24 protein-coding genes are annotated in these 25,884 nt (G+C 71.1%); 8 read left to right on the top strand and 16 right to left on the bottom strand.

Annotation, left to right across the window (positions count from 1 at the left end; all coding sequences use genetic code 11):
* Position 1: 1 nt before the first annotated feature.
* From WFI16_RS08985 to WFI16_RS08935, 11 genes are all read right to left on the bottom strand, one after another.
* Positions 2-1,579 (bottom strand): hydantoinase B/oxoprolinase family protein, encoded by a 1,578-nt coding sequence (locus WFI16_RS08985; protein ID WP_419897484.1) that lies wholly within the window; start codon positions 1,577-1,579, stop codon positions 2-4.
* Positions 1,576-3,582 (bottom strand): hydantoinase/oxoprolinase family protein, encoded by a 2,007-nt coding sequence (locus tag WFI16_RS08980; RefSeq protein ID WP_419897483.1) that lies wholly within the window; start codon positions 3,580-3,582, stop codon positions 1,576-1,578. Before WFI16_RS08980 ends, WFI16_RS08985 begins: the two co-directional genes overlap by 4 nt.
* A 100-nt stretch (positions 3,583-3,682) precedes the next feature.
* Positions 3,683-5,122 carry an FAD-binding oxidoreductase gene (locus WFI16_RS08975; RefSeq protein WP_419897482.1) on the bottom strand — a complete coding sequence of 480 codons (1,440 nt, stop codon included), beginning with the start codon at positions 5,120-5,122 and terminating at the stop codon, positions 3,683-3,685.
* Positions 5,115-6,020, bottom strand: coding sequence for a dihydrodipicolinate synthase family protein (locus WFI16_RS08970; RefSeq protein ID WP_419897481.1), 906 nt, complete (start codon positions 6,018-6,020; stop codon positions 5,115-5,117). Before WFI16_RS08970 ends, WFI16_RS08975 begins: the two co-directional genes overlap by 8 nt.
* Positions 6,010-6,777 (bottom strand): FadR/GntR family transcriptional regulator, encoded by a 768-nt coding sequence (locus WFI16_RS08965; protein ID WP_419897480.1) that lies wholly within the window; start codon positions 6,775-6,777, stop codon positions 6,010-6,012. The genes WFI16_RS08970 and WFI16_RS08965 overlap by 11 nt, the downstream gene beginning before the upstream one ends.
* A gap of 170 nt (positions 6,778-6,947) precedes the next feature.
* On the bottom strand, positions 6,948-8,330 hold the full coding sequence (locus WFI16_RS08960) for an FAD-binding oxidoreductase (protein WP_419897479.1): 1,383 nt from the start codon (positions 8,328-8,330) through the stop codon (positions 6,948-6,950).
* On the bottom strand, positions 8,330-9,106 hold the full coding sequence (locus tag WFI16_RS08955; protein ID WP_419897478.1) for an HpcH/HpaI aldolase family protein: 777 nt from the start codon (positions 9,104-9,106) through the stop codon (positions 8,330-8,332). Before WFI16_RS08955 ends, WFI16_RS08960 begins: the two co-directional genes overlap by 1 nt.
* A 58-nt stretch (positions 9,107-9,164) precedes the next feature.
* Positions 9,165-10,046: a carbohydrate ABC transporter permease gene (locus WFI16_RS08950; RefSeq protein ID WP_419897477.1), complete on the bottom strand. Its 882-nt coding sequence runs from the start codon at positions 10,044-10,046 to the stop codon at positions 9,165-9,167.
* Positions 10,039-11,028, bottom strand: a complete 990-nt coding sequence (locus WFI16_RS08945; protein ID WP_419897476.1) for a carbohydrate ABC transporter permease — start codon at positions 11,026-11,028, stop codon at positions 10,039-10,041. Before WFI16_RS08945 ends, WFI16_RS08950 begins: the two co-directional genes overlap by 8 nt.
* A gap of 83 nt (positions 11,029-11,111) precedes the next feature.
* On the bottom strand, positions 11,112-12,440 hold the full coding sequence (locus WFI16_RS08940) for an ABC transporter substrate-binding protein (protein WP_419897475.1): 1,329 nt from the start codon (positions 12,438-12,440) through the stop codon (positions 11,112-11,114).
* A 108-nt stretch (positions 12,441-12,548) separates the two neighbouring features.
* Entirely contained in the window at positions 12,549-13,613 is a 1,065-nt protein-coding gene (locus tag WFI16_RS08935; RefSeq protein ID WP_419897474.1) for an ABC transporter ATP-binding protein, read from the bottom strand.
* Positions 13,614-13,895: 282 nt separating this feature from the next.
* On the opposite strand from WFI16_RS08935, the gene WFI16_RS08930 reads away from it, so the two are divergent.
* The gene (locus tag WFI16_RS08930) at positions 13,896-14,792 is read left to right on the top strand and encodes a hypothetical protein (protein ID WP_419897473.1); all 897 of its coding nucleotides are present in this window, start codon (positions 13,896-13,898) and stop codon (positions 14,790-14,792) included.
* 112 nt (positions 14,793-14,904) lie between these two features.
* The gene (locus tag WFI16_RS08925; protein ID WP_419897472.1) at positions 14,905-15,798 is read left to right on the top strand and encodes a hypothetical protein; all 894 of its coding nucleotides are present in this window, start codon (positions 14,905-14,907) and stop codon (positions 15,796-15,798) included.
* Positions 15,799-15,828: 30 nt separating this feature from the next.
* On the opposite strand, the gene WFI16_RS08920 is transcribed toward WFI16_RS08925, so the two are convergent.
* The 5 genes from WFI16_RS08920 to WFI16_RS08900 all read right to left on the bottom strand — a co-directional run bounded on the left by WFI16_RS08920 (position 15,829) and on the right by WFI16_RS08900 (position 20,208).
* On the bottom strand, positions 15,829-16,068 hold the full coding sequence (locus tag WFI16_RS08920) for a zinc-ribbon domain-containing protein (protein ID WP_419897471.1): 240 nt from the start codon (positions 16,066-16,068) through the stop codon (positions 15,829-15,831).
* 19 nt (positions 16,069-16,087) lie between these two features.
* Complete coding sequence (locus WFI16_RS08915) at positions 16,088-16,741, bottom strand: OmpA family protein (protein ID WP_419897470.1); 654 nt, start codon at positions 16,739-16,741, stop codon at positions 16,088-16,090.
* On the bottom strand, positions 16,738-17,280 hold the full coding sequence (locus tag WFI16_RS08910; protein WP_419897469.1) for a hypothetical protein: 543 nt from the start codon (positions 17,278-17,280) through the stop codon (positions 16,738-16,740). Before WFI16_RS08910 ends, WFI16_RS08915 begins: the two co-directional genes overlap by 4 nt.
* 144 nt (positions 17,281-17,424) lie before the next feature.
* Positions 17,425-19,005 (bottom strand): methyl-accepting chemotaxis protein, encoded by a 1,581-nt coding sequence (locus WFI16_RS08905; RefSeq protein ID WP_419897468.1) that lies wholly within the window; start codon positions 19,003-19,005, stop codon positions 17,425-17,427.
* A 237-nt stretch (positions 19,006-19,242) separates the two neighbouring features.
* Positions 19,243-20,208 (bottom strand): 2-hydroxyacid dehydrogenase, encoded by a 966-nt coding sequence (locus WFI16_RS08900; protein ID WP_419897467.1) that lies wholly within the window; start codon positions 20,206-20,208, stop codon positions 19,243-19,245.
* 187 nt (positions 20,209-20,395) lie between these two features.
* On the opposite strand from WFI16_RS08900, the gene WFI16_RS08895 reads away from it, so the two are divergent.
* The 6 genes from WFI16_RS08895 to WFI16_RS08870 all read left to right on the top strand — a co-directional run bounded on the left by WFI16_RS08895 (position 20,396) and on the right by WFI16_RS08870 (position 25,882).
* Positions 20,396-21,445 carry an extracellular solute-binding protein gene (locus WFI16_RS08895; protein ID WP_419897466.1) on the top strand — a complete coding sequence of 350 codons (1,050 nt, stop codon included), beginning with the start codon at positions 20,396-20,398 and terminating at the stop codon, positions 21,443-21,445.
* Positions 21,442-22,539, top strand: a complete 1,098-nt coding sequence (locus WFI16_RS08890; protein ID WP_419897465.1) for an ABC transporter ATP-binding protein — start codon at positions 21,442-21,444, stop codon at positions 22,537-22,539. The genes WFI16_RS08895 and WFI16_RS08890 overlap by 4 nt, the downstream gene beginning before the upstream one ends.
* On the top strand, positions 22,536-23,387 hold the full coding sequence (locus WFI16_RS08885; RefSeq protein WP_419897464.1) for an ABC transporter permease: 852 nt from the start codon (positions 22,536-22,538) through the stop codon (positions 23,385-23,387). The genes WFI16_RS08890 and WFI16_RS08885 overlap by 4 nt, the downstream gene beginning before the upstream one ends.
* Entirely contained in the window at positions 23,384-24,172 is a 789-nt protein-coding gene (locus WFI16_RS08880; protein WP_419897463.1) for an ABC transporter permease, read from the top strand. Before WFI16_RS08885 ends, WFI16_RS08880 begins: the two co-directional genes overlap by 4 nt.
* Positions 24,172-24,837 carry an RraA family protein gene (locus WFI16_RS08875; RefSeq protein ID WP_419897462.1) on the top strand — a complete coding sequence of 222 codons (666 nt, stop codon included), beginning with the start codon at positions 24,172-24,174 and terminating at the stop codon, positions 24,835-24,837. Before WFI16_RS08880 ends, WFI16_RS08875 begins: the two co-directional genes overlap by 1 nt.
* 139 nt (positions 24,838-24,976) lie before the next feature.
* Positions 24,977-25,882: a transglutaminase family protein gene (locus WFI16_RS08870; protein WP_419897461.1), complete on the top strand. Its 906-nt coding sequence runs from the start codon at positions 24,977-24,979 to the stop codon at positions 25,880-25,882.
* Positions 25,883-25,884 lie beyond the last annotated feature (2 nt).

Here is a 25,884-nt window from a genome sequence, read left to right as displayed (position 1 = left end):
TTCAGCCGGCGCGGCCGAAGCCGCCGCCGCCGCAGCTTTCCATCGTCACCAGGTCGCCGCGCCGCAGCAGCATGTTTTTCTTGCCCGGGATTTCTTCCGAGACGCCGTCCCGCGTGAGGGTGATGCGGAACGGCTTGCCGGCCGCGCCGCCTTTCAAGCCGTAAGGCGCAATCCTGCAGCGCTCGACGCAGCTGGTCAGCCACATGCTCTCGGCCAGCACGCGGTAGCTGCGCACCACGCCGTCACCGCCGCGATGCTGTCCGGCCCCGCCGGAGCCGCGGCGGATCGACTGTTCCTCCACGCGGATGGCGTAATTCGCCTCGATCACCTCGGCCGGGGTGTTGGAGGTATTGGTCAGGTGGACCCGCGTCGCCGGCGAGCCGTCGCGGTCGTGCCGCGCCCCCTCGCCGCCGCCATGCACCTCGTAGAGCATGCGCCAGGACTGGTCCGGCATCGGCTCGGCAAAGGCCAGCAGGCCGGAGGTCGCAGGCCCCCCGGCGGAGAGCCGCTCGGGGATGACATGCTCCATGGCGCGGAACATGGCGTCGACGATGCGCATCGAGGTCTCGTGGTTGCCAGCGGCGACGGCGGCGTTCCAGCCCGGCTCCAGGATCGAGCCCGGCCGCGTCACGATGGTCAGCGGCCGCAGCGCGCCGGCATTCTGCTGCATCTCCCGCCCGCTCAGGATGCGCGCGGCATAGGCCACCGCCGAGCGGGCGATGAAGGGCGTGGTGTTGCAGAAATTGGCGACGCGGTCGGCGCTGCCGGAGAGGTCGACATGCGCCTCCTCGCCGCGGATGGCGATGCGGACATGGATGCGCGCCGGTGCGCCGTCCGGGCCGCCATCATCGAGGAAATCCTCGCCTTCATAGTCGCCGTCGGGCAGTTCCGCGATGGCGGCGCGCATCTCTGCTTCGGACAGGTCGTGCAGGCGGGCCATCACGGCGACGAAGACATCCGTCCCGTGCCGGGCGCAGAGCTCGCGGATGCGGCGCTCGGCGGCCTCGGTGGCGGCGATCTGGGCCAGCAGGTCGCCCTCGCAGGCGACGGGGTCGCGCACATTGGCCAGGATGAAATCCAGCACCGGGCGATTCAGCGCGCCCTGCTGCAGGATCGGCATCGGCGGGATGCGCATCGCCTCCTGGAAAGTGTCCACCGCCTCGGCCAGGTAGCTGCCGGGCCAGGTGCCGCCGACATCCGGCCAATGCGCGAGACTGAGCGCGAAGGCGACCAGCCGGCCGTCGACGAAGACCGGCCGCGCCACCTTGACGTCGTTCAGATGGTTGCCGCCCAGCGCGCCCAGATTGTAGATCAGCGCATCGCCGTCGCGCAGCGTCTCCGCCGGGCAGCGCTTCAGCAGCTCGCGCACCGTATAGGCCATGGCGCCCAGGTGGATCGGGATGTCGCGCCCCTGCCCGACCAGCCCGCCCTCGGCATCGGTGATGGCAGAGGACAGGTCGCCGGCCTCGCGCAGCAGCGGCGAGCGGGCGGAGCGGGTCATCACCAGGCTCATTTCCTCCGCCGCGGCGGAGAGGCCGTGGCGGATGACCTCGACCAGGAAGGGGTCCAGCGCGCTCATGCCGCATCGCTCCGCGTCAGAAGAAGATTTCCCTCTGGATCGGGCGCGGCCTGCCAGCCGGGCGGCAGCACCACGGTCGACCAGGCATCCTCGATGATGGCCGGTCCCCGCACGGGGTCCTGCAGGCCCTCGCGCGCCAGGATCGCCGTCGGCACGCGGCCATGCCCCGGGAAGATGCAGTCGCGCGACCGCGGCGGTCGCGGCGCGGCGGGCGCCTCGGCCCGGCTCGGTGCCAGCTCCGTCGGGCGGCGGGCCTCGACGCGCAGCGCCTCGATGACGCAGGCCTCGCCGGTGGCATAGCCGAACAGCGCATGGTGCCGGCGGTGGAATTCGGCGGCCAGCGCCTCGGGCGACAAGGGCGGCGCGAAGGGCACCGGCAGGGAATCGCTCTGCGCGGCATAGCGCATCAGGGCGACGCGCTCGATGCCGATGTCTGCCGGCGCAATGCCATTGGCCAGCAGCGGGGCGGTGGCCTCGGCTTCCAGCTCCGCCAGGCGCGCGGCGAAAACCGTGGCGTCGAAACCCTCCAGCGGCAGGCGCAGGGTCCGCTGCTGCAGGAAGCTGACATCGGCGGCGAGACAGCCCAGCGCGGAAAAGGCGCTGGAGGCGGCAGGCACGATGATCTCCGACAGGCCATAGGTCTCGGCCAGGCCCACCGCATGCATCGGCCCGCCACCGCCGAAGGCCAGCAGGCTGCAATCCCGGCCATCGACGCCGCGCTCGACGGTGACGCGGCGCAAGGCCCGGGCCATGGCGGCATTGGCCACCTGGACGATGCCCAGCGCGGCCTCCTCGATGCCCATCGACAGCGCCGCGGCGATCGGCGCGATGACGGCGCGGGCGGCGTCGAGGTCGAGCCGGATGGCGTCGCCGAGCCGCGCCGCCGGGTCGAGGTAGCCGAGCACGGCATTGGCGTCGGTGATGGTCGGCAGCGTCCCGCCGCGGCCGTAGCAGGCCGGGCCGGGCTCCGAGCCGGCGCTTTCCGGTCCGACGCTCAACCCGCCGGGGCCGAGGCGGACCAGCGAGCCGCCGCCGGCGCCGATCGAATGCACCGCCAGCATCGGCTGGCGCAGCGGGCGGCCGCCGATCATGCGGGTATCGGCCATGCCGGCGACGCCGTCGACGATCAGGCAGACATCGGTGGTGGTGCCGCCCATGTCGAAGGTCAGCACCCGCGGCCGGTCCAGGCGCCGGGCGATGCGGACCGAGGCAGCGACGCCGGCGGCCGGACCCGACATGGCCATGACCAGCGGCCGGCGCTTCACCGCCGGCACCGGCACCATGGCGCCGGCCGAGTGGAAGACCTGCAGCCCCGCGCCGATCGGCAGTTTCTCTTCCAGCTCCGACAGGTATTCCACCGCGATGGGCATGGCGGCGGCGTTGAAGGCGGTGGAGGACGCCCGCTCGTATTCGCGGGCCTCCGGATTGACCTCGTGCGACAGCGAGAGATGCGGCACCAGCCCGGCCAGGCGCTCGGCCAGCAGCCGCTCATGCGCCGGGTTGGCGTAGGAGTGCAGCAGGCAGACGGCCAGGCTCTGCACGCCGCGGCCGGCCAGCCAGGCGGCCAGGCGGTCGATCTCCGCCTCCTCCAGCGCCTGTTGCACGGCGCCATCGGCACCGATGCGCTCGCGCAGGCCGAAGCAGAGCTCAGGGGGGACCAGCGGCGGCGCCTTGGGCGGCACGTCCAGCCGGTAGAGCTCCTGGCGGCGGTAGCGGCCGATTTCCAGCACATCCTCGAAGCCGGCGGTGACCACCAGCGCGGTGCGCGGCAGCCGGCCTTCCACCAGGGCATTGGTCACCCGGGTGGTGCCATGCACGAAGCGGCGGACATCCGGCTCGGCCAGGCCGACAGCGGCCAGCGCCTCCAGCATGGCGCGGACCGGGGCCTCGGGGCGGGAGGGCACCTTGGCCAGGCGGCGCTCGGCGGTCACCCGGTGCAGCGCGACGATATCGGTGAAGGTGCCGCCGATATCGGTGCCGATATCCCAGTCCCGTTGCGCCACTGCTCTACCCCGCTGTCCCGAGGGCCCGGTCAGGCCGGGCCGTCGCGACAGGGAAGCCGAAGCCGCTGGCCTGGAAAAGGGCCAGATTCCGGTCGATGTCCTAGGCCAGAATCTTGCCCGGATTCATGATGCCGCGTGGATCGACGGCCTGCTTGACCGCCCGCATCAGCCGCAGCTCGGCGGGCGGCGCGTAATGCGCCAGCTCGGCCCGCTTCAGCTGGCCGATGCCATGCTCGGCGCTGATGCTGCCGCCCAGCGAGGCGACCACGTCGTGCACCGCCCGGTAGACCGCCTTCGAGCCGGCCAGGAAGGCCTCCGCCGTCATCCCGGCGGCGGGCTGCGCCAGGTTGAAGTGGATATTGCCGTCGCCGACATGGCCGAAGGCCAGCAGCCGGGCGGTCGGCATGACCGCGAGCGCCGCAGCGCCCGCCTTCTCCAGGAATTCCGGCACGCGCGAGATCGGCACGGCGATGTCGTGCTTGATGCTGGCGCCCTCGTATTGCTGGGTGTCGACCAGCGCCTCGCGCAGGTGCCAGAGGCCGGCGGCCTGGGCGCCGCTCTCGGCGATGGTGCCGTCGAGTACCAGCCCCTGCTCCATCGCCTGCTCCAGCAGCGTCTCCAGCGTGGCGCGTAGCGCGCCATCGGCGGCGCCCGACATCTCCAGCAGGACATACCAGGGCGCGGGCGCGGCCAGCGGATCGACCCCGCCGCCATGCCGGCAGGAGATCTCGACGCCGAAGCGCTGGATCAGCTCGAAGGCGGAGAGCGTGCCGCCCGACAGCCGCTGCGCCAGGGCATAGAGGCCGATGGCGGCCTTCGCGTCCGGCAGGCCGAGGAAGGCGGTCTGCACCTCCTCCGGCTTCGGGAAGAGGCGCAGCACGGCGGCGGTGACGATGCCCAGCGTCCCCTCGGCGCCGATGAACAGCTGCTTCATGTCGTAGCCGGTATTGTCCTTGCGCAGGGCGCGCAGCCCGTCCCAGACCTCGCCATCCGGCAGCACCACCTCCAGCCCCAGCACCAGGTCGCGCGTGTTGCCGTAGCGCAGCACCTGGATGCCGCCGGCATTGGTCGCGATATTGCCGCCGATCATGCAGCTGCCGCGGGCGCCGAGATTGATCGGGAAGAGCAGCCCTTCGGCCTCGGCGGCGCGGTGGATGTTTTCCAGGATGCAGCCGGCCTCGACCGTCATGGTCATGGCCTGGGCATCGACCGCGAGGATGCGGTTCAGCCGCTCCAGGCTGATCAGCACCGGGGGCGGGCCTTCCTGGCTGGTGGTGCCGCCGACCAGGCCGGTGCGGCCGCCCAGCGGGATGACCGGCAGCCGTGCCGCGTGGCAGAGCCGCAGCACGCCGGCCAGCTGGTCTCGATCGGCCGGGCGCGTCACCAGGGCGGCGCGGCCGGGGAACAGCTTTCGCGGCTCTTCCAGGTAGGGGGCCTGGTCGAGGGCGTCCTCCACCACGCCGCGCGGCCCGAGCAGCGCGCGGATGGCGGCCAGGGCTTCCTCCGCCGGCAGGGCGGCCTCGATCACGGGGTCAGCCACGGGCGGCCACCGCGCGCTCGACGCGGCGCACCAGCAGGTCGAGCTCGGCCTGATGGCGGGCGGTCAGCCTGGGCCCCGGCTGGCGCATGGTGGCGTGCCGGATGGCGCCACGCCGGCGCAGCACCTCCTTGCGCGCCGCCACCCCCCAGAAGCCCTGCGCCTCGTAGTTCAGCAGGGGGAGATAGCAGTCGAACAGGTCATGCGCCGCCTCGACCTCGCCCTGGCGGTGCAGCTGCCAGACGCCGGAGAGCATCTCGGGATGGGAGAAGCCGGCCATCGGCCCGTCGATGCCGCGGCCCAGCTCCTGCGGCAGATAGAGGCCGTTGTTGCCGGTGAGGATGGCGACCCGCCGGCCCTCGCCGGCGCGCAGCCGGGAGATCTTCTCCAGGCTGGGCAGGTCCTCCTGCTTGACCACCTGGATCTGCGGATGCGCCTCGATCAGCTTCAGGATCGAGGGCACCGACATCCAGACCCCGGTCGAGCCCGGGAAATCCTGCAGCACCACCGGCACGTCGCCGATCATCGCGAAGACGGTGGCGAAATACGACAGAAGCTCCTCTTCCGTCCGCAGCCCGCCGGGCGGCGCGATCATCACGCCGGCGGCGCCGAGATCCATCGCCTGGGCGGTCAGCTGCGCCAGCTGCGCGGTGCCGGGATTGCTGACGCCGACGATCACCGGCTTGCCGCCGCTGCCGGCGATGAAGCGGCGGGTGACCAGCTCGGCCTCGGCGGCGGTCAGCTTGCCGCCCTCGCCGCTGACGCCGCCGACGACGAAACCGTCGGCGCCATGCTTCAGGTAAAAGGCGACCAGGCTGTCGATGCTGGCCGCATCCACCGCGCCGCGGTCGTCGAAGGGCGTCTGCGCGATGATGTAGCTGCCCTGGATCTCATGAAGCATGCGACGCGGTTTCCTCGGGATCGGGTTCGCCTGACAAAGGGGGCAGCAGGGCGCCGCCGACATCCTCGCCCAGCACGCTCCGCAGATGCTCGAGGTTGCAGGCGATCAGGCGCTGCACCGCGGCGGCGGCGGCGGCACCGTCGCGGCGCTCCAGGCAGAGCAGCAGCGTCTCGTGATGCGGCAGCGTCGAGGCCGCGGCATTGGGATGGCGCGAGGAGAGGGAGAAGCCCAGCTTCAGCAGCTGCTGCAGCGCCGCGCGCAGCTGGCAGAGGAACTGGTTGTGCGAGGCCAGCAGCACCGCGGTGTGGAAGCCGGCATCGGCCAGGACATACTCCGCCTCATGGCCCAGCGCCGCCTCCATGCGGCGATAGGCCAGGCGGATATTGGCCAAATCCTCGGCCGTCGCGCGGCTGGCGGCCAGCCGCGCCGCCTCGGGCTCGATGATCCGGCGCAATTCCACCAGATCGGCGATGGTCGCGCGGTTCAGGTCGCTGCCGGCGTGCCATTCCAGCACCTGCGGGTCGAGCAGCGCCCAGTTGTCGCGCGGCAGCACCCGCGTGCCAATGCTGGGACCGACCGAGACCATGCCCTTGGCCGCCAGCGCCTTGATGGCTTCCCGCAATACCACCCGGCTGACGCCGCAGCGCTCGGCCAGCAGCGGCTCGCTGGGCATCGGGCCGACCGGCAGCTGGCCGGTGGCGATCTGCCGCCCCAGCGTGTCCACTACCTGGCCATAGAGGTTCTTGAACCGCGCCACGCCGTTGCCCCGCCTTCGGCTGTAGGTATGATGATAAGACAGGGCTGGCAATAGGCAGGCAAAACGCCCGTGGCACGGCCCTTCCGGCCGCGCGCCGGACGGCTCGCACCCGGCGGCAGCGCGGCCGGCCGGCATGGTGGAACCATTCCCGGCCGGCGGCAAGAGCGGCGCTAGATGACCTTGCCGGGGTTGATCAGCCCCTGCGGGTCGAGCGCCGCCTTGAGGCGCTGCATCAGGGCGATCTCGGCCGGGCTGCGGACATAGCCGAGATAGGGCTTCTTGGTCAGGCCGATGCCATGCTCGGCCGAGACCGTGCCGCCGAACTGCCTGACGACGTCATAGACGATCCCGACGATCACCTCACGCGGCTGCGGCACCGCGCCGGGCAGGCAGGCGACGATATGCAAGTTGCCGTCGCCGATATGGCCGTAGAACAGCGCCACCACCCCGGGCAGCGCCGCCTCCAGCGCCGCCTTGCAGCGGATGACGTAGTCATCCATGGCACCGACCGGCAGGCCGATATCGAAGGGCTCGTGCGGGCCCAGCACCTGGGGGAATTCGGCGCAGGCGTCGCGCACCCCCCAGAAGGCCTTCACATCGGCGATCGACTGGGCGACCGCGGCATCGACCACCACCCCGGCCTCGGCCTGGCCCTCCAGCCAGGCCTGGAAGCGCGGCGCATCGATCGCCTCCTCCATGCCCTGGGCCTCGACCAGCACGTAGAAGCCGTGGCCGGCGCCGACCGGGCTGCGCACGCCCGGCACCTGGCGGGTCACCACCTCCCAGTAGTCGGGCCACATCACCTCGAAGGCGGAGAGCAGAGGCCCCAGCCCGCGCCGGGCGCCGGCCAGCAGGTCGAGCACCTGGTCGTAGCGGTCCAGCGCGCAGAGCGCCGCCATGGTGCAGCCGGGCTTCGGGAACAGCCGCAGCACGACGCGGGTGATGATGCCGAGCGTGCCCTCGGCGCCGATGAACAGGTGCTTCAGGTCATAGCCGGCATTGTTCTTCAGCATCTTGTTCAGGTTGCCGACCACCGTGCCATCGGCCAGCACCGCCTCCAGTCCCAGCACCATCTCGCGCGCCATGCCGTAGCGGATGACGCGGTTGCCGCCGGCATTGGTCGAGAGATTGCCACCGATGGCGCAGGAGCCGCGGGCGCCGAGGTCGAGCGGGATGAAGAAGCCGGCCTCGTCCGCCGCCTGCTGGATCGCCTGCAGGGGGGTGCCGGCCAGGACCGTCATGCTGGCGGCCGCCGGGTCGATCTCCAGGATGCCGGACATGCGCTCCAGCGAGAGGGCAATGCCGCCCTCCTCCGGCCGGGCGCCGCCGCAGAGGCCGGTCAGCCCGCCCTGCGGCACCAGCGCGCGGCCATGCTCGCTGCACAGGCGCATCGCGGTCGCGACACCGTCCGTGTCGGTCGGGCGGATCACCAGCGCCGGGCGCTGCGGCGGCAGGGTGGACCAGTCCTTCTCGTTGCGGGCGGGGACATCGGCCCCCGCCAGCACGGCGGCCGGGCCCAGCGCCGCGCGCAGGGCCTCGACCAGCGCCTGCATCAGCGGCCCGCCTTGAAGGATTGGTACTCCGCCCAGGCGTTGCGCGCGGAATCGCGCAGCATGGCGCCGTCATGCGGCCCGACCACCAGCTTGTAGCCGCGCTGGAACAGGCTGCGCCAATCGGCGCCGGCATTCGGCACCGTGCCCATCGGCTTGCCGGAGGCGAGGATGACATCCTCCAGCCGGGTGACCACCTTGCGCACCTCCGGATGGTCCAGCTGCTCCATGTAGCCGAGCGAGCAGGCCAGGTCGTTGACGCCGATGAAGACCACGTCGATGCCGTCGATGGCGCAGATCTGCTCCGCCTGCTCGGCCGCGGCGCCGCTCTCGATCTGCAGGATGACCAGGGTCTCGTCCTTGGCGGCATGGGCATAGCCGGGCTCGAGCCCGTACTTGGCGCCACGCACCACGGTCGCCGCATAGCCGCGAGTGCCGTGCGGCGGATAGCGGCAGGCGCGGACGGCGGCCAGCGCCTCCTCGGCCGTCTCGATCGAGGGGATCATGATGGAATTCCCCCCGGCATCGAGGATGCGCTTCAGCCAGACCGGGTCGTTCCAGGGGGCGCGGACGATGCAGGGCGTGCCGCCGGCTTCCGCCACGCGCAGCGAGTCCACCGCCTGGCTCAGCTCGCCGAGCCCGTGCTCGTGGTCGATGACCAGGAAGTCATAGCCGATATGGCCCATGATCTCGGCATTGACCGTGGCGCCGGTGCCGACCCAGGCGCCATAGACCTGCTCGCCCGCCGCCAGGCGAGCCTTCAGCGTATTCTTGGGCAACTTTTTTTCTCCAGGGCGTGGCCAGGGTATGACGGCGGGACGAATCCCGCCGCGCGTTTCATTCCTTCACTGCGCCAGTCAGCGAAGAAACATAGTAGTCGACGAAGAACGAATAGAAGATCGCGACCGGCAGCGAGCCGAGCAGCGAGCCCGCCATCAGCGCGCCCCACTGGTAGACGTCGCCCTGCACCAGCTCCGTCAGGATGGCCACCGGCACCGTCTTGTTCTCGGACGAGGAAATGAACGCTAGCGCGTAGATGAACTCGTTCCAGGAGAGCGTGAAGGAGAAAATGCCGGCGCTGATCAGGCCGGGGACGGCCAGCGGCAGGGTGATCTGCCGCAGGATCTGCAGCCGGGTGGCGCCGTCGATCAGCGCGCATTCCTCCAGCTCATAGGGGATCGACTTGAAGTAGCCGATCAGCAGCCAGGTGCAGAAGGGAATCAGGAAGGTCGGATAGGTCAGGATCAGCGCCATCGGGCTGTCGAACAGCCCGAGCTGGAAGACCATGGTCGCCAGCGGGATGAACAGGATCGAGGGCGGCACCAGATAGGCGATGTAGATCGCCAGCCCGACATAGGCCGAGCCCTTGAAGCGCAGCCGCTGAATCGCATAGGCCGCCAGCACCGAGGAGACCAGCGACAGCACCGTCGAGCAGACCGCCACCAGCATGGTGGTGAACAGCCAGTGCGGATAGCTGGTCTCGAACAGCAGCTTCTTGACGTTGGCCAGCGTCGGCGCGGCGACCCAGAACGGATTGAAGTTCTTGTAGTCGTAGAGCTCGGCGTTCGGCTTGAACGTCGTGATCGTCATCCAATAGAACGGGAACAACAGGATGAAGACGAAGATGAGAAGCGGGACATAGACGGTCACCACCCGACGCTGGCGCGATTGCCAGGAAAGCAGGGCGCTGCCGTCATCCGCGGTCGCGGCCTTAGTCATTGGCTTCTCCCTGCTGCCACTTGCGGCGGGCCAGCGCGAAATAGCTGAAGAGGGTGGCGAGGATCAGGAAGGGGATCATCGAGACCGCGATGGCAGCGCCCTCGCCCAGCTGCCCGCCCGGAATGCCACGCTGGAAGGCCAGCGTCGCCATCAGATGCGTCGAGTTGATCGGCCCGCCGCGGGTGATGGCATAGACCAGCTGGAAATCGGTGAAGGTGAACAGCACCGAGAAGGTCAGCACCACCGCCAGGATCGGCATCAGCAGCGGTGCCGTGATCCGGGTGAAGCGCTGCCAGCTCGAGGCGCCATCCAGCAGCGCCGCCTCGTAGAGCGAGGGCGAGATGGTCTGCAGCCCGGCCAGCAGGCTGATGGCGACGAAGGGAATGCCGCGCCAGACATTGGCGAAGACCAGCGACCAGCGGGCGTGCCAGGGCGTCCCCAGGAAGTCGATATAGGTGTCGCGCCAGCCAAGGACATCGACCAGAATATAGGAGATGATCGAGAACTGGGCGTCGAAGATCCACCAGAAGGCGATGGCGGAGAGCACCGTCGGCACGATCCAGGGCAGCAGGATGATGGCGCGCAGCAGCGACTTGAACGGGACATTCTCGTTCAGCAGCAGCGCCAGCCACAATCCCAGGCCGAATTTCAGCACCGTGGCGACCGTGGTGTAGAAGACCGTGTAGAACACCGCCCCCCAGAAGACCCGGTCATACCAGAGGGATTCGAAATTCTCGAAGCCCACAAAGCCGCCGCCACGGCCGATATGCGTGTCCGTGAAGGCCAGCCAGATGCCCAGGCCCAGCGGATAGGTCAGGAAGACCATCAGCAGGCCGAGCGCCGGCGTCAGGCAGGCGATGATCAGGAAGGTCTTGGAATCCAGCAGCCGCGCCAGCCAGCCCTGGTTGATCTGCGGCCGCCGCCAGTTGGTCGCCGGCGGCAGGTCCTGGCCGCGCGGGGCCGAGGATGAGCTTGCGGACATTCAGCCAGTCTCCCGGACCGACAGCTTCGGGCAAGCCGGCCGCGGGGTCTCCCCCGCGGCGGCGTCACGCTGCGCCATGCGGCTCAGCGATAGTAGCGGCGGGCGCGGCGCTCGGCCTCGCGCACCGCTTCCTCGGGCGTCGCCTGGCCGGAGGAGGCGGCAGCGAACATCTGCACCACGACGTAATCCGCCGCGACCGAGCCGGAGGCCTGGCTGATCGGCCCCTTGTAGCCCGACCAGAACTCCACCGTGTTGGTGTCGCGATAGACGGCGATTTTCGGATCGCCCTTCCACACCTGGCTCTCGGCATAGGCGGCCAGCGGATGCGACCAGTAGCCGCCGCAGCCGGTCAGCCAGGTGTCGTACTGCTCGGCCTCCATCATGAAGCGCAGGTATTCTTTGGCGGCATTGGGGAAGCGGGTGTGCTTGAACACCATGGCGTTCAGCAGCAGCACGTTCTCGGCCATCTTGCCGCCCGGCGCGAAGGGCATGCGCGCCATGCCGGTATCCTCGGCGATGGCGGCGGTCTTCGGGTCGTTCTTCAGCGCGAAGTACATCGAGACGCCGTTCTGCGTCAGCCCGATCTCGCCCGCCGCATAGGCGCGGTTGTTGTTGATGTCGCCCCAGGACAGCGTGCCGGGGATGAAGGTCTGGTACAGCTCCTTGGCGTAGCGCAGCGCATTGATGGTCTGCGGGCTGTTGATGGCGACCTTGCCGGCCTCGTCCACCACCATGCCGCCATGGCTCCACAGCAGCCAGTTGCAATAGGCATTGCCGTCGCCCACCGCATTGCCCAGCGCGAAGCCGGCCGGGTGGCCGTTCTTCTTCAGCGCCTGACAGGCCTTGAGGAAGTTCTCGTGGTCGGTCGGCAGGCTGTCATAGCCGGCCTCCTTCAGCCAGGAGATGCGATAGACGCAGGGACCGCCCGAGCCGCCCATCGGCAGCGCCACCCACTGCTCGGTGCCCCACTTCTTGCCGAAGCGCTGCGGCAACGCCAGCCAGCCGCCATATTTCTGGCCGAGATAGCCGGCCAGCTCGCTGAGATCGAGCACCTTGTCGGCATAGATATGCGGATCATCGGCCCAGGCCACCACCACGTCGGGGCCGGCACCGGTATTGGCGGCGACCGCGGTCTGCGGCCGCAGATCCTCCCAGCCGGCAAAGTCCACGCGCACCTGCACGCCCGTCTGCGCGGTGAACTTGGCGGTGTTCTCGCGGAACACCGTCTCGTCGGCATCGACGAACTTGGTCGGGCGCAGCACGCGCAGCGTGGCGCCACTCTCGATCGGCTGCCGCGGCGCGGTGGCATTGCCCATGGGAATGGCAGCGCGGGCGCGGCCCGGTACCGCCAGCCCGGCAGCCAGGGCGCCGGCACCAAGCCCCAGGGCGCCACGACGGGTCAGGTCATGCATTCTCGTCGTCCTCCAGACGGGCGGCACCGTTCAATCGGTGTCTCGCCTAAATTCAAGAAAGGCTGGGGGAAAGGTATTTCCCCCAGACCCCCCATCTATTGCTGTCAGTCAGGCAGCGTTCAGGCGCTGACCCGTGTCGCCATGGAACAGGTGGGCCAGGGCGGGGTCGGGCAGCACGTGGATCGTCTCGCCCACCCGGGCGGTGATCCGCTCGCGGAAGGCACCCGTCACCTGCGCGCCACCGGCCTTGCCGCTCACCTGCGTCTCGGAACCGGTCGGCTCGATCAAGGTCACGACAAGCGGAATGCCCTCGGCGACGAGAGACAGATGCTCCGGGCGGAAGCCATAGGTGGCGCGCTGGCCCTCGCTGGCCCGCGCATCCGGCGGCAAGGGCCAGGCCGGGCCGCCGCCATCCGGCTGGAAGGCGCCGCCCGTCACCACGCCGGGCAGCAGGTTCATCGCCGGCGAGCCGATGAAGCCCGCGACGAAGACATTGGCCGGCCGGTCATACAGCTCCAGCGGCGCGCCGATCTGCTCGACATGGCCCCCATGCATGACGACGATCTTGTCGGCCATGGTCATGGCCTCGATCTGGTCATGCGTCACATAGATGGTCGTGGTCTTCAGCCGCTGGTGCAGGTCCTTGATCTCGGCCCGCATCTGCACGCGCAGCTTGGCGTCCAGGTTGGACAGCGGCTCATCGAAAAGAAAAACCTGCGGGTGGCGGACGATGGCGCGGCCCATGGCGACGCGCTGCCGCTGCCCGCCCGAGAGCTGCCGCGGATAGCGGTCGAGCAGCGCCTCAAGGCCGAGAATGCGGGCGGCGCGCTTGACCTCGCTGTCCATGACATCGGCCGGCGCCTTGGCCAGCTTCATCGAGAAGGCCATGTTGTCGCGCACCGTCATGTGCGGGTAGAGCGCGTAGTTCTGGAACACCATGGCGATGTCCCGGTCCTTCGGCGGGACATTGTTGACCACGCGGCCGCCGATCGCGACCTCGCCGCCCGAAATATTCTCCAGGCCCGCGATCATCCGCAGCAGGGTGGACTTGCCGCAGCCGGACGGGCCCACCAGGACGACGAACTCGCCATCCGCGATGTCCACGTTGACGCCATGCAGGATGGCGGTGCTGCCGAAATTCTTGCGAACGTCCCGGATATCGACCGTCGCCATCGCTCAGCGGTCGCCCGCGGCGCGGCGTGGAGCAGGCATGACGAAGCCCTGCCCGTTTGCGCTATGGCGCATCAGCATCTCCCTCGGAATCCCTCTGACCAGAAGCTCTGTCGGCCTGGCTCGTGGAAAGCTTAGGATTAACCCGTGGCCGATTGCAACACGCGCCGCCGGCCACGCTGCGGCGCAGCAGAATGGCGCTGGCCGCCCTGCCGCCCGACGGGTTACAGAGGCATGACGCCGGCCTGTCGCCGCCGTCATCCGAGCGGAGACCCGCGGCGCGTGATGCCCGATGCCCTGCCCCACTCCACGCCGCCCCTGATCGGCGGCGCCGCCATGCCGCGCTACCGCCCGGTCGCCGACGGCCAGGACTGGCGCGCCAGGACGCTGCGGCCGCTGGCCCGGCAGTGGTCGATCGCCACCGCCCCCCTGCTGGGCCGGGCACCGCTCTTCCCCTGGCAGCTGGACCGGAGCGCCAGGCAGCTGGCGGCCGGGCGGCCGGCCATGCTGCCGCTCGCCCATGCCGAGCGTTTCTTCGGCGCCGCCCTGCGGCTGGAGCTCGATCCCGCCCGGCTGCGCTGGCAGCTGATGGATACGGTCACCGACGGCCGCCGCCGGCTGCGGCTGGCGCAGCGCTTCCTCGATGGCGGCGATTGGGCCGCGGCGCGCGAGCCGCTGGAGGGCAGCGTCGTGCAGCAGGAGATGGCGGCGCTGCTCGACACGGCGCGCCCGCTGCAGGACAGCCCGATCTACCGCTACATGCTATCCCGCATGGCCGAGGGCCGGCCGGAACAGCGCAATGCCGTCCGCCTCGCCACGCCGGCGCTGATCGACGCCTATTTTGCCCACTACCGCCTCCTGGCCGAGCGCATCCGCGACGAGGGCTTCCTGGCGCGCGAGGCGCTGGACCGCCGCGTCGCCGCCAGCCCGCTGCGCAGCGCCGCCATCGAGCGGCGCGAAGGCGAGGTCGGCATCGCCATCGGCCCCGATGGCGAGATCCTGCGCCTGCTGGGCGGCCGGCACCGCACGGCGCTGGCGCAATTGCTGCGCCTGCCGCGCATGCCGGTGCGGGTCCGCCTGGTGCATGCCCGCTGGCTGCTGGCGGAGATGGCGCGCCGCAACCTGCCGGCGGCGCGGGCGCTGCCGGCGGGGCTGCGGCGCCTGGCGGCGTCGGCCCCTTGAGCTTGCCGCCCATAGCCAGCGGGCCTCCCCGAACAGAAGCCACGCCCGAGATGGCACAGCGCCTGCCAGTGCGAAGGGGCAGCGATCCCGGTGCGCTGCTGGCCGCCGCGCCATGACACCCCCGGACCGGCCCTGGCAGCTCGCCACCGCGGACCACATGCTGCGCTTCCAGCCGGGCGGCCGCCTCCTGCAGGTGACCTTCGACCACCTGAAGCCGCATCGCGGCCGCGACGGCCTGCCGGAGCCCTGGGGCTGGCGCTTCGCCCTCCAGAACGGCTGGTCGATCCTGGGCATCGCCTCGCTGCGCCCGCTCTGGTTCCGCGAGGCCGCGCTGCACCAGGCGCTGCTGCGTCTGCGCGACGCGGGCTTCTTCCGCGGCTTCGACCGCGTGGTCTTCGCCGGCAGCTCGAAGGGTGGCTTCGGCGCCCTGGTTTTCTCTTCATTGTCGCCGGGCGCGACGGTCATCGCCATCGACCCGCAATCGACGCTGGACCGCGCGCTGGTGCCCTGGGAGACGCGCTATCCGCTCGGCGACTGGGCGCCGCCCTTCCGCGATGCGGCCGAGGAGCTGGCGACGGCCGCCCGCATCTGGCTGCTGCACGATCCGCATTTCGACCCCGACCGCCGCCATGCCGACCGGCTGGCCGCACCGGGATTGACGCTGCTGCGCTGCCGCCATCTCGGCCATGGCCTGGCCGAAAGCCTGCAGAAGGCCGAGATCCTGGCGCCGGTGATGCGCGGCTTCACCGAAGGCACGCTGGACGAGGCCGGCTTCTGGGCGCTCTACCGCGCCCGGCGGAAGCTGGTGCGCTATCCCCGCGCGCTCTTCGCCCAGGCGCTCGCCCGCGGCCATTTCCGCCTGGCCGAGCGGATGGCCCGCGCCCTGGCCGAGCAGCGCGAGGACGGCCACTGGTTCCTCGCCCGCGCCGCGCTGTTCGAGGCCGCCGCCGGCGACCTAGCCGCCTTCCTGCGCGGCCTGGCGCTGATGCAGCGGGCCGACCGCTAGACGCCCGGCCCCTGCCGCGCGCGGCGCTGCCTAGCGGTTGACCAGGATCAGCGTGATCAGCACCGCCGCGATGCCGCCGAAGAAGACGATGGCGATGACGATGTTCTCCAGCGCCGAGACCGAAAGCCAGGTGCCGGCGACGCGCCCGACGACATGGGCCACGCCGTGGCGCGGCGCACCATCGCCGGCAATGGGATAGCCGCAGGAGGGGCAGGCCAGCGCCTTGTCGGAGACGCGGTGGCTGCATTCGGGACAGGTCATCGGGGCCATCGGCGGCGTCCTTTCGCGTCTATCCCGGCGGGGCTGGGTGGATGATGAACTCGACCCGGCGGTTGCGCTGCCGGCCGGCCGGGTCGTCGCGGCCATCCGCCTGCTGGTTGGGCGCGACGGGGCGGCTTTCGCCATGGCCGATGGTGCGCAGCCGCGCGGCGGCGACGCCCTGGCGCTGCAGCCAGGCCTGCACCGAGGCGGCACGGCGCTCCGACAGCGCCTGGTTGTAGGCGTCGCTGCCGCGGGAATCGGTGTGGCCCTGGATCTCCACGGGCGAGCGCGCATAGGCGCGCAGCACCTCGGCCAGCTGCGCCAGGACCGGCCGGGCATCGGCGCGGATCTCGCTGCGGTCGAAGTCGAAGAGGACATCGCCGGGCAACGCGATGCGGATGCTGTCACCCGTGGCCTCGGCGCCGAGCGTGCCCAGCAGCTGCTCGGTGCGCGGGCGCAGGCGGCTTTCCACCTCGCGGAGGCGGAAGCTGGACTCCGCTGGCGCCGGCGCCAGCCGGCTTTCCGCGGCGCGCGGGGCGAAGCGGCTTTCGGGCAGCGCATGCGACCGCCAGGCTGGCAAAGGCAACGGCGTCTCGCGGAAGATCGTCGGCCGCTCCGCCAGCGGCTGCGCCACGGCGACGGCCGGCAGCAGCAGCAGGGCGGCCAGGCGGAACAGGCTCACGGCGCGGCGGGCAGCGGGATCCGCAGCGACAGGCCGGGGGCCGAGATGTCGCTGGCATCCTGCCCGTCATTGAAGACCAGCGTCACCTCGCGCGTCTCCGGCGGCAGGAAGCCGGGGAAGACCAGCTGGCCTTCCATGCTCTGGCCGTTGCGGATGCGCAGGTCGCGGTTGTCCGCCGGCTGGCGCAGCGACAGGCGCTGGTCCTCGCCGAAGCGGAGGAAGGTGGGCTCGTTGGCCAGCATCACCGAATTGGTCTGCCGGCTGTCGAAGGAGGCGATGACGGTGACCACCACCGCATCCTCGCCGCGCTCGATCGACCGGGCGACGATCGTGACGCCAAGCGGGATGCTGGCCTGGGCCCGCACCGGCACCGCGGCCGAGGTGGCCGCCGCCGGCGCCTGGACGGGGGCGGAAGGCTGGACGGGGGAAGGCTGAGTGGGTGAAGGCTGGGCGGGGGCCGGCCCCTGGGCGGCGGCCGGAAGGCCGGACAGCAGGCCGCAGAGGGCCAGCGCCGTTCCAAGGACGATCGGTCGTGTCACTGCATTCTCTCCCATCGCGACGGCGTGGCGCGGCCGTCACCGTCCAGAGAAAGCAGCGTCGCGCCGGGCTGGCCAGGGGTCCGGCCCGGCTTCTCGCGCGCTTGTCATGCCGGCGGGCCGGTCTTGCGGGAATGTGACGGGAGCCTATCCGCGGCGGCGGCCGGCGACATCCTCGACGGCGCTGCGGGTGTCGGCGGCCAGCCGGGCGAGATCGATCATGGTGACGGTGATCTCCTCGGCGGCGGTGGCATTGGACTGGCCGATGCGGGTCAGCACCGCGACACGCTGGTTGATCTGCGCGACCATGGCCTGCTGCTGCTCCATGGCGATCGCCGTGGCGCCGGACAGGCGGGCGCTGTCATTGACCAGCGTCTCCAGCTCGTCCATCGCGGCGCCGACCGCGGCGGCCGTGCCGCTGCCCTGGCGGGAGCGGCGGCCGGCCAGCAGCACCACCTCGGAAATCTCCTGCGCCAGCCCCTCGCTGCTGACGGCGAGGCTGCGCACCTCCTCGGCGACCACGGCCAGGCCGCGGCCGTGCTCGCCGGCACGCGCCGCTTCGATCGCCGCGTTGATCGCCAGGATATTGGTCTGGGTCGCCAGCTTGCCGATGGTGCCGGCGATGCGGGTGACGCGCTCGGTGTCGTCGCTGACGGCATCGACCAGCATGATCAGGTTCTGCACCTTCTCCAGGCTCTCGGCCAGCAGCGCCTTGGCGCGCTCCATCCGGTCATGGCTGTCCTGGATGGCGCCGTTCACCTCGCCGATGGCGCCGGTGCTCTGCGACAGGGCCTCGGCCACCTGCTGCAGCTCGCCGAGCTGGGTCATGCTGCCTTCGGAGACCTGGCCGATGGCGCCCGAGGCCTGCTCGGTCGAGACGGCGGTGCGCCGGGCCCCCTCCAGCGCCTGCTCGACCAGCCGCATGGTGCCGCGCAGATTGTCGCGGAACACCAGCACGGCGCGCGCCATCTCGCCCACCTGGTCGGCGCGGGCGGCGTCGGGGACGGGGGTCTCGACCTCGCCGCGCGCCAGCCGCTCCATCGCGGCGGCGACGCGGCCGAGCGGCCGGGCGGTGAGCCGGACCAGCACCAGCCAGGTCAGGCCAAGCCCGACCAGGCCGAAGCCGAAGCCCGCCAGCGTCATGCGCTGCGACCAGCCCGAGACGGCGACGGCGCGGGCCAGGTTGCGGTCGGCATCCTGATGGCCGATGCGCCGCGCCTCCGCCGCCAGCCGGTCCAGCGGCACCGACTGGTCGATCCAGGCGGCGTGCAGGGCGATGAAGCGGTCGCGGGCATTCTGCTGCAGCGCGTCATGCACCTGGCGGGCGAAATCCGGCAGCCCCTGCATCACGTCGCGGGCGCCGCCCAGCAGCAGCGGGTCGATCCGCCCGTCATAGACCGCCAGCAGCCGGCCATAGGCTTGTGTCGCGATCTCGCTGTTGCGCAGGATGCGGCGGGCCACGGTCGGCGCCGGGTCGACGCCGGCCACCGCGCTGGCGAAGGCGCCGCCCATGCGGGCCACCACGGTGGCGAATTCGTCCACCGCATCGGTCGCCGCCCGGTCGGACACCGCCAGGTCCTGGATGATGCCATCCTGCTCCCGGTCGATCAGCAGGGCGCCGCCGGCCAGCACCACCAGCACGGTGAACATCAGCGCGACGATCGCCATGGCGCGGGTGCGGATGCGCCCGGTCCAGCCGCGCAGCCCCGCCAGGCGGCGCTGCCTCACCATCCCTGCCCTGCCCGCCGCCGGCGCATCCCCGCATCCCTCCGTGACGGGCCGCAGCATACAGGAGCAGGGCCACGCCGCCAGCGCCGGAAACCCGCCCGAGGCGGGCCAGGGGCGCGAGCGGCAGCGGCGCCGGTCCTGGCGGTGCCTGCCAGGGGGCCGGCGCGCCCGGCGGGTGCAAGGGCCCCTGCTCCGCCAGGCATGGCCTCGGCCCCGGGTGCCGGGCGCCGGCCGGGCTCAGCAGACGAAGTCGTTCTCGGCCACCGGCTCGCCGCGGGCGACACGGGCGATATTGCCCCACATCTGCAGCACGGTGCTCTCGAAATTGTCGGCGGCCATGGCGGCGATATGCGGCGTCGCCACCACATTCTCCATGGTCAGCAGCGGATGGTCGAAGGGCACCGGCTCGGTCTCGTAGACGTCGGTCGCGGCGCCCAGGATCTCCTTCGCGCGCAGCGCCTCCACCAGGTCGCTCTCCACCACCACGCCGCCGCGGGCGACGTTGATCAGCACGGCGCTGCGCTTCATCGACTGCAGCGCGCGGCGGTCGATCATGCCGGCGGTCTGCGGCGTCATCGGGCAATGCAGCGAGACCACGTCGGCCTCGGCCAGCAGGGTGGCGAGATCGGCGAATTCGACGCCCAGCGCCTGCTCCTCGGCCTCCGGCAGGCGGCGGTTCTTGTTGTAGAGGATGCGGCCGCCGAAGGGCCGCAGCAGCCGCGCGACATTCTGGCCGATGGCGCCGAAGCCGACGATGCCGACGGTCTTGCCGCTGAGCATGTAGCTGGGCTTGGGCAGCTGCGTGGTGCGCCACTGGTGGTTCTGCAGCGTGTGGTGGCCCCAGGCCAGGTTGCGCAGCAGGCCGATCATCAGGCCGAGGGTGAATTCGGCGACCGGCACCGCATTGCTGCCGGTGGTGCGCGCCACGATCACGCCCTGGGCGCGGGCGGCGTCGAGATCGAAATTGTCGACGCCGACGCCCCATTTGTGCAGCAGCCGGGCGCGCGGCGCCGCCGCCAGCAGGGCGGCGTCGACGGCGATCTGGCCGGAGACGATGAAATCCGCCTCGGCGACGATCTCCTGCAGATGCGCGGCGTCGCGGTTCTTCGCATGCTCGAGCTGCATGCCCTGCGGCAGCAGCCCGCGCATGCGGGTCGCGGTCTCGGCGGTGATCGGATCGAGCACGACGATCTTGCTGGTCATACCTGCGGTCTGGTCCCGGTTGGTCGTGGCGGTTGCATTTTATGGCACAGGCGGCGCACCGCCGATCGCTGCAGGGTGCTGGCAAATCACGAATTCCGCAAGTCGCTGTCGATGCCGGCAAAAGCGCGGTTGAAGCAGCAGGGCGTCATGGCATGATGCCGCCTGAAAAGACGAAAGGGGCTTCACCATGCGTTCCTGGACAAGCACGCTGCTCGGCATGGCCGGGCTCGTGGCGACCGCCCTGCCCGCGGCCGCCCAATCCGGCGGGCCGATGACGCTGATGGCCTATGCCGGCATCTTCCGCGAGAAATACACGGATGTCGTGGTCAAGCCCTTCCAGGGTGGCGATGCGCCGGTGCAGTATGTCGAGGGCGGCACCTCCGCCCAGATGCTGGGCATGCTGCGCGCGCAGAAGGCGGATCCGCAGATCGATGTCGTCATCATGGATGTCACCACCGCGGCGCTCGCCTGCGCCGAGGGGCTGGTGGAGAAGATGCCAGCGGCCAGCTGGCCGATCCTCGCCCAGCTCGACCCGCAGGCGCGCGCGGCCGGCGGCGAATGCGGCCCCGGCGTGACGTTCGACCACCTGGTCATGGTCTATGACAGCCAGGCGGTGACGCCGGCGCCGCGCCGCCTGATGGCGATGGCCGATGCGGCGCAGCGCGGCGCCGTGGGCCTGGCCGCGCCGCCCAACATCCAGGGCCTGGCGGCGACGGCGATCCTGGCGCATGCGGCCGCGCAGGACTGGCGCAACATCGGCGCCGCGCTGCCCTCGCTCAAGGCCATCGCGGCGAATGTCCAGAGCTTCGATCCGAAGCCGGACGGCTATACGATGATCCTGAACGGGCAGCTGCGCTTCGCCACCGGCTGGAACGCCCGCGCCCAGCTCTACCGCGACCAGTCGCAGGGCCGCATCGGCGTGGTGCTGCCGGAAGAGGGCACGGTGTTCCAGATCAACACCATCAACATCGTCGCCAAGGCCCGGAACCGCGAGCGCGCCGCCGCCTTCGTGAATCATGCGCTGTCGGCCGCCCCTCAGAAAGCCTTCACCGAGCGCATGTTCTACGGCCCGACCAACACCACCGCCCAGGTCTCGCCCGAGGCGATGCAGCGCACCGCCCTCGCCCCGGAATTCCGCAACCGCGTCATCCCGCTCGACTGGGAAGAGATGCTGAAGCTGCGCGACAACTGGAACCAGCGCTGGCGGCGCGAGGTGATCTCGGCGGCGCCGCGGTGACGTCGGCTGCCGCGACCGCTTCGCCGCATCTGCGGCTGGAGCAGCTGAAGCGCCATTATGCCGGGGCACCCGCCCCGGCAGTGGCCTCGATCTCGCTCGACCTGCCGCGCGGCGCGCTGCTGGCGCTGCTCGGCCCCTCGGGCTGCGGCAAGACCACGACCCTGCGCATGATCGCCGGGCTGGAAATCCCGGACGGCGGAAGAATCCTGGTGGGCGGCCGCGACGTCTCGCGCCTGCCGCCGCACAAGCGGCAGATGGGCGTGGTCTTCCAGTCCTATGCGCTGTTCCCGCACATGACCGCGGCCGGCAATGCGGCCTTCGGGCTGGAGATGCAGGGCGTGGCGCGGGCCGAGCGTGCCCGCCGCGCCCAGGCGGCGCTGGAGATGGTGGGCCTCGGCCCGCTCGCCGAGAGAAAGCCGCGGCAATTGTCCGGCGGGCAGCAGCAGCGCGTGGCGCTGGCCCGCGCGCTGGCCATCGAGCCGGAGCTGCTGCTGCTGGACGAGCCGCTCTCGGCGCTGGACGCCAAGCTGCGCGAGGGCGTGCGCGACGAGATCCGTGCGCTGCAGCAGCGGCTCGGCACCACCACGGTCTTCGTCACCCATGACCAGACCGAGGCGCTGGCCATGGCCGACCTGGTGGCCGTGATGCATGGCGGCCGCATCGAGCAGCTCGCGGCTCCCGAAGAAATCTTCGAGCGCCCGGCGACCCGCTTTGTCGCCACCTTCGTCGGGCGCGCCGCGCGCCTCGCGGGCCAGCTGGAGCCCGGCGGCGTGCTGCGCTGCGGCGGCACGGCGATCCGCAGCACCGCGACGCTGTCCGCCGGCCCCGCCGAGGCCTTCCTGCGCCCGCACCGCGTCCGGCTGCTGGAGGACCAGGCCGCCCCGCCCCCCGGCTATGACAACCTGCTGGAGGCGCGGCTGACCCGGCGGATCTATACCGGCGAGACCATCGCGCTGGAGACCGAGACCGCCGCCGGCCCCGTCACCGCCGAGCTGCAGGCCGGGCAGGACGGGCCCTGGCGCGACCTGCCCGCCGGCGCGCCGCTGCGGCTGGCCTTCCGCGCCGCCGATCTCGCGGTGTTTCCGGCACCATGATCGGCTGGCTGCTCGCCGCGCCCGCGCTGGCGGTGCTGGCCCTGGCCTTCCTCTGGCCGATGGCCGGGCTGTTCCGCATCAGCCTGAACCGCACCACAGAGACCGGCGCCATGGAAGTGGCGCTGACCACCGACAGCTACACGCGGCTGATCGAGGATGATTTCACCCGCGAGCTGGTCTGGAACACGGTAACCCTGGCGGCCAGCTCGGCAGCGCTGGCGGTGGCGCTCGCCCTGCCGATCGCGCTGCTGGTGCGCGGCGCCTCGCCGCGCTGGCGCGGGCTGCTGGCGCTGGCCGCCGTCGCCCCCCTGCTGGTCTCCGGCACGGCGCGGCTGGTCGGCTGGATGGCGATCCTCGGCGATCGCGGCATGATCAACGCGCTGCTGACGGGGATGGGGCTCAGCAGCGGGCCGCTGGCGCTGATCAACAACTGGACCGGCGTGCGCATCGGCCTGGTCGAAAGCCTGATGCCCTATGCGGTGCTGGTGCTGCTGGCCGGGCTCGGAAGGCTGGACCCGAAGCTCGAGGAGGCCGCGGCCACGCTGGGGGCCAACCGCTTCCGCACCTTCCTCCGCGTCACCCTGCCGCTGGCCGCGCCCGCCCTGCTGGCGGCCTGGCTGCTGACCCTGGTGCTGGGCATTTCTGCCTTCATCACCCCGCGCCTGATGGGCGGCGGCCGTGTCTTCGTGCTGGCCACCGAGATCTATGACCTGGCGCTGGAAACGGTCGACTGGCCGGGCGCGGCCGCCTTGGCCATGCTGCTGCTGGGCGGGCTGCTGGCGCTGATGATCCTGCGCGGGGTCGTGGCCGCCTTCTTCTCTGCCAGCCGGGCGGAGAAGACGCCATGAAGCCGAGCTGGATGCTGCGCCTCTGTGCCGCGCTGGGCTTCGCCATCCTGCTGCTGCCGGGCGTGCTGGTGCTGATCGTCAGCTTCTCCGCCGGCGAGTTTCTGACCTTTCCGCCGCCCGGCCTGTCGTTCAGGTGGTATGCGGCGCTGCTGTCCAACGCGCAGCTGATGACGGCGCTGGGCACCAGCGCCATCCTGGCCGCCATTGTTTCCGTTGTCTCGCTGCTGCTGGGGGCGCCGGCGGCCTATGCCATCGCGCGGCTCGACTTTCCCGGCCGTGGCGTGCTGGCGGCGATGCTGGCGGCGCCGCTGCTGCTGCCGACTCTGGTGCTGGGCCTCGGCCTGCTGCTGGTGCTGCAGCCGCTGGGGCTCGCCGCCACCTGGCCGGGCCTGGTGCTGGGCCATTGCCTGGTCGCCATCCCCTTTGCCGTGCGCATCATGACCACCGCCTTCGCCGCCGTGCCGAAGGAGCTGGAAGCGGCGGCCTGGACCCTGGGCGCCACCCCCTTTCGGGCGGCCATCCGCATCACCCTGCCCAATGCCGCGCCCGGCGCCATCGCCGCCGCGGTGCTGACCTTCCTGGTCAGCTTCGACGAGACCGTGATCAGCCTCTTCCTGGTCGGGCCGCGCCTGTCGACCCTGCCGGTCGAGATGTTCCGCTACGCCGAGCGCACCGCCGATCCGCTGATCGCCGCACTCGCCATGACGCTGATCGCCTTCGCCCTCCTGATGGTCGTTCTGGTCGAGCGGCTGATCGGGTTCACCCGTGCCATAGGACGTGACTGATGCCGAAATACATCATCGAGGCCATGCCGGCCTCGCTCAGCAGCGAGGTTGTCGGCCTGCTCGAGCAGACCGAGACGGCGACCGTCGGCCATTGGCGCCACTGGGGCTTCGTCGACCGCGGCATCCAGGGCCTGCTGCGCCGCCGCGTCGCCGGCACCGCCGTGACCGTGCAGATCCCGGGCGCCGATTCCACCCTGCTGCACCATGCGCTGGGCCTGCTGCGGCCGGGCGACGTGCTGGTGGTCGACCGGCTGGGCGATGACCGCCATGCCTGCTGGGGCGGCGGCGTCACCGTGGCCGCCAAGGCCGCCGGCGCCAAGGCCGGCGTGGTCGATGGCGCCTGCACCGATATCGAGGAGGTCGAGGGCTCCGACTTCCCGCTCTGGTGCCGCGGCCTCGCACCCATCACCACCCGCGTCTACGACCTGGGCGGCCGCATGAACGTGCCCGTCGCCATCGGCGGCGTGGTGGTCAATCCGGGCGATGCCGTGCTCTGCGACGAGAGCGGCGTGCTGGTCATGCCCCCCGAGGAGGCCGAGGCCGAGGCCCGCGCCGCCATCGCCCGCCAGGAGCGCGGCCTGGCCGTGCAGGCCCGCTGCGCCAAGGGCGAGAAGCTGGGCGATATTTCCGGCGCGACCGCCAAGGTGCTGGCCGGCCTGGTCTGATGGCGTGCGGCGGGGCGGGGGCGATGCCCCCGCCCGCTTCGCTCAGAAACCGTCGCCGGCGCGTGTTTCCGCATCACCTTCCGATTATTCTGCCGCCCTGCCCTGGCCGCGGAGGCAGGACCGGCTCTACCCTGGCTGTATGACCGTTTTCTCGGTACGCCACCTCACCGAATACCGCTACCACCGCCCGGTCGGCTTCGGCGAGCACCGGCTGATGTTCCGGCCGCGCGACAGCTACGACCAGCGCCTGCTCGCCGCCCGGCTGACCACCAGCCCGGCTTCCGGGCAGCGCTGGCTGCATGACGTCTTCGGCAATTGCGTCACCCTGCTGAACTTCCCCGACCGGGCCGATCGCCTGCTGATCGAGACCGAGATCCGCCTGGAGCACACCCCCTTCGCCGGCCCCGATGTCAGCACCGACGAGGCGGCGCTGACCTATCCCTTCGACTATGCCGCCGAGGACCGCGCCGATCTCGGCCGCACCATGGAGCGCCACTACCCCGACCCGGACGGCGCGGTGGCCCGCTGGGCGCGGCAATTCGTGGCCCAGGGTCGGCCGATCCCGACCGGCACCCTGCTGATGACGCTGTGCTACGCCATCCGCGAGAGCTTCACCTATTCCCGCCGGCACGAGCCCGGCACCCAGCCGCCGGCGGTCACCCTGCATCTGCGCCGCGGCACCTGCCGCGACTTCGCGCTGTTCATGATGGAGGCGGTGCGCAGCCTGGGCTTCGCCGCCCGCTTCGTCACCGGCTATGTCTATGTCGCCGACCGGGATGGCGACGCGACGCTGGGCGGCGGCTCGACCCATGCCTGGTGCCAGGTCTATGTGCCCGGCGCCGGCTGGGTCGAGTTCGACCCGACCAATGGCATCGTCGGCAGCCGCGACCTGATCCGCGTCGCCGTGGCGCGCGACCCCGAGCAGGCGGTGCCGCTCTGGGGCAGCTATCACGGCGCCGCCGCCGACGAGCTCGGCATGCGCGTGCAGGTCAACGTCACCACGGAAACGGTCGAGGAAACGCCTGGCGAAGCGCCGCTTGGCTGAGA

Source organism: Roseomonas sp. USHLN139 (assembly GCF_037145735.1).
GTDB lineage: Bacteria > Pseudomonadota > Alphaproteobacteria > Acetobacterales > Acetobacteraceae > Pseudoroseomonas.
Note: the sequence above shows the minus strand (reverse complement) of the source record. Positions and strands in the feature narration are given on the sequence as shown.

Excerpts from the sequence above, each read along its gene's own strand:
- WFI16_RS08985 (WP_419897484.1), bottom strand. The coding sequence starts at position 1,579 with ATGAGCGCGCTGGACCCCTTCCTGGTCGAGGTCATCCGCCACGGCCTC.
- WFI16_RS08970 (WP_419897481.1), bottom strand. The coding sequence starts at position 6,020 with ATGCTTCATGAGATCCAGGGCAGCTACATCATCGCGCAGACGCCCTTC.
- WFI16_RS08960 (WP_419897479.1), bottom strand. The coding sequence starts at position 8,330 with ATGCAGGCGCTGGTCGAGGCCCTGCGCGCGGCGCTGGGCCCGGCCGCC.
- WFI16_RS08950 (WP_419897477.1), bottom strand. The coding sequence starts at position 10,046 with ATGACTAAGGCCGCGACCGCGGATGACGGCAGCGCCCTGCTTTCCTGG.
- WFI16_RS08945 (WP_419897476.1), bottom strand. The coding sequence starts at position 11,028 with ATGTCCGCAAGCTCATCCTCGGCCCCGCGCGGCCAGGACCTGCCGCCG.
- WFI16_RS08940 (WP_419897475.1), bottom strand. The coding sequence starts at position 12,440 with ATGCATGACCTGACCCGTCGTGGCGCCCTGGGGCTTGGTGCCGGCGCC.
- WFI16_RS08935 (WP_419897474.1), bottom strand. The coding sequence starts at position 13,613 with ATGGCGACGGTCGATATCCGGGACGTTCGCAAGAATTTCGGCAGCACC.
- WFI16_RS08930 (WP_419897473.1), top strand. The coding sequence starts at position 13,896 with ATGCCCGATGCCCTGCCCCACTCCACGCCGCCCCTGATCGGCGGCGCC.
- WFI16_RS08925 (WP_419897472.1), top strand. The coding sequence starts at position 14,905 with ATGACACCCCCGGACCGGCCCTGGCAGCTCGCCACCGCGGACCACATG.
- WFI16_RS08920 (WP_419897471.1), bottom strand. The coding sequence starts at position 16,068 with ATGGCCCCGATGACCTGTCCCGAATGCAGCCACCGCGTCTCCGACAAG.
- WFI16_RS08900 (WP_419897467.1), bottom strand. The coding sequence starts at position 20,208 with ATGACCAGCAAGATCGTCGTGCTCGATCCGATCACCGCCGAGACCGCG.
- WFI16_RS08895 (WP_419897466.1), top strand. The coding sequence starts at position 20,396 with ATGCGTTCCTGGACAAGCACGCTGCTCGGCATGGCCGGGCTCGTGGCG.
- WFI16_RS08885 (WP_419897464.1), top strand. The coding sequence starts at position 22,536 with ATGATCGGCTGGCTGCTCGCCGCGCCCGCGCTGGCGGTGCTGGCCCTG.
- WFI16_RS08880 (WP_419897463.1), top strand. The coding sequence starts at position 23,384 with ATGAAGCCGAGCTGGATGCTGCGCCTCTGTGCCGCGCTGGGCTTCGCC.
- WFI16_RS08875 (WP_419897462.1), top strand. The coding sequence starts at position 24,172 with ATGCCGAAATACATCATCGAGGCCATGCCGGCCTCGCTCAGCAGCGAG.
- WFI16_RS08870 (WP_419897461.1), top strand. The coding sequence starts at position 24,977 with ATGACCGTTTTCTCGGTACGCCACCTCACCGAATACCGCTACCACCGC.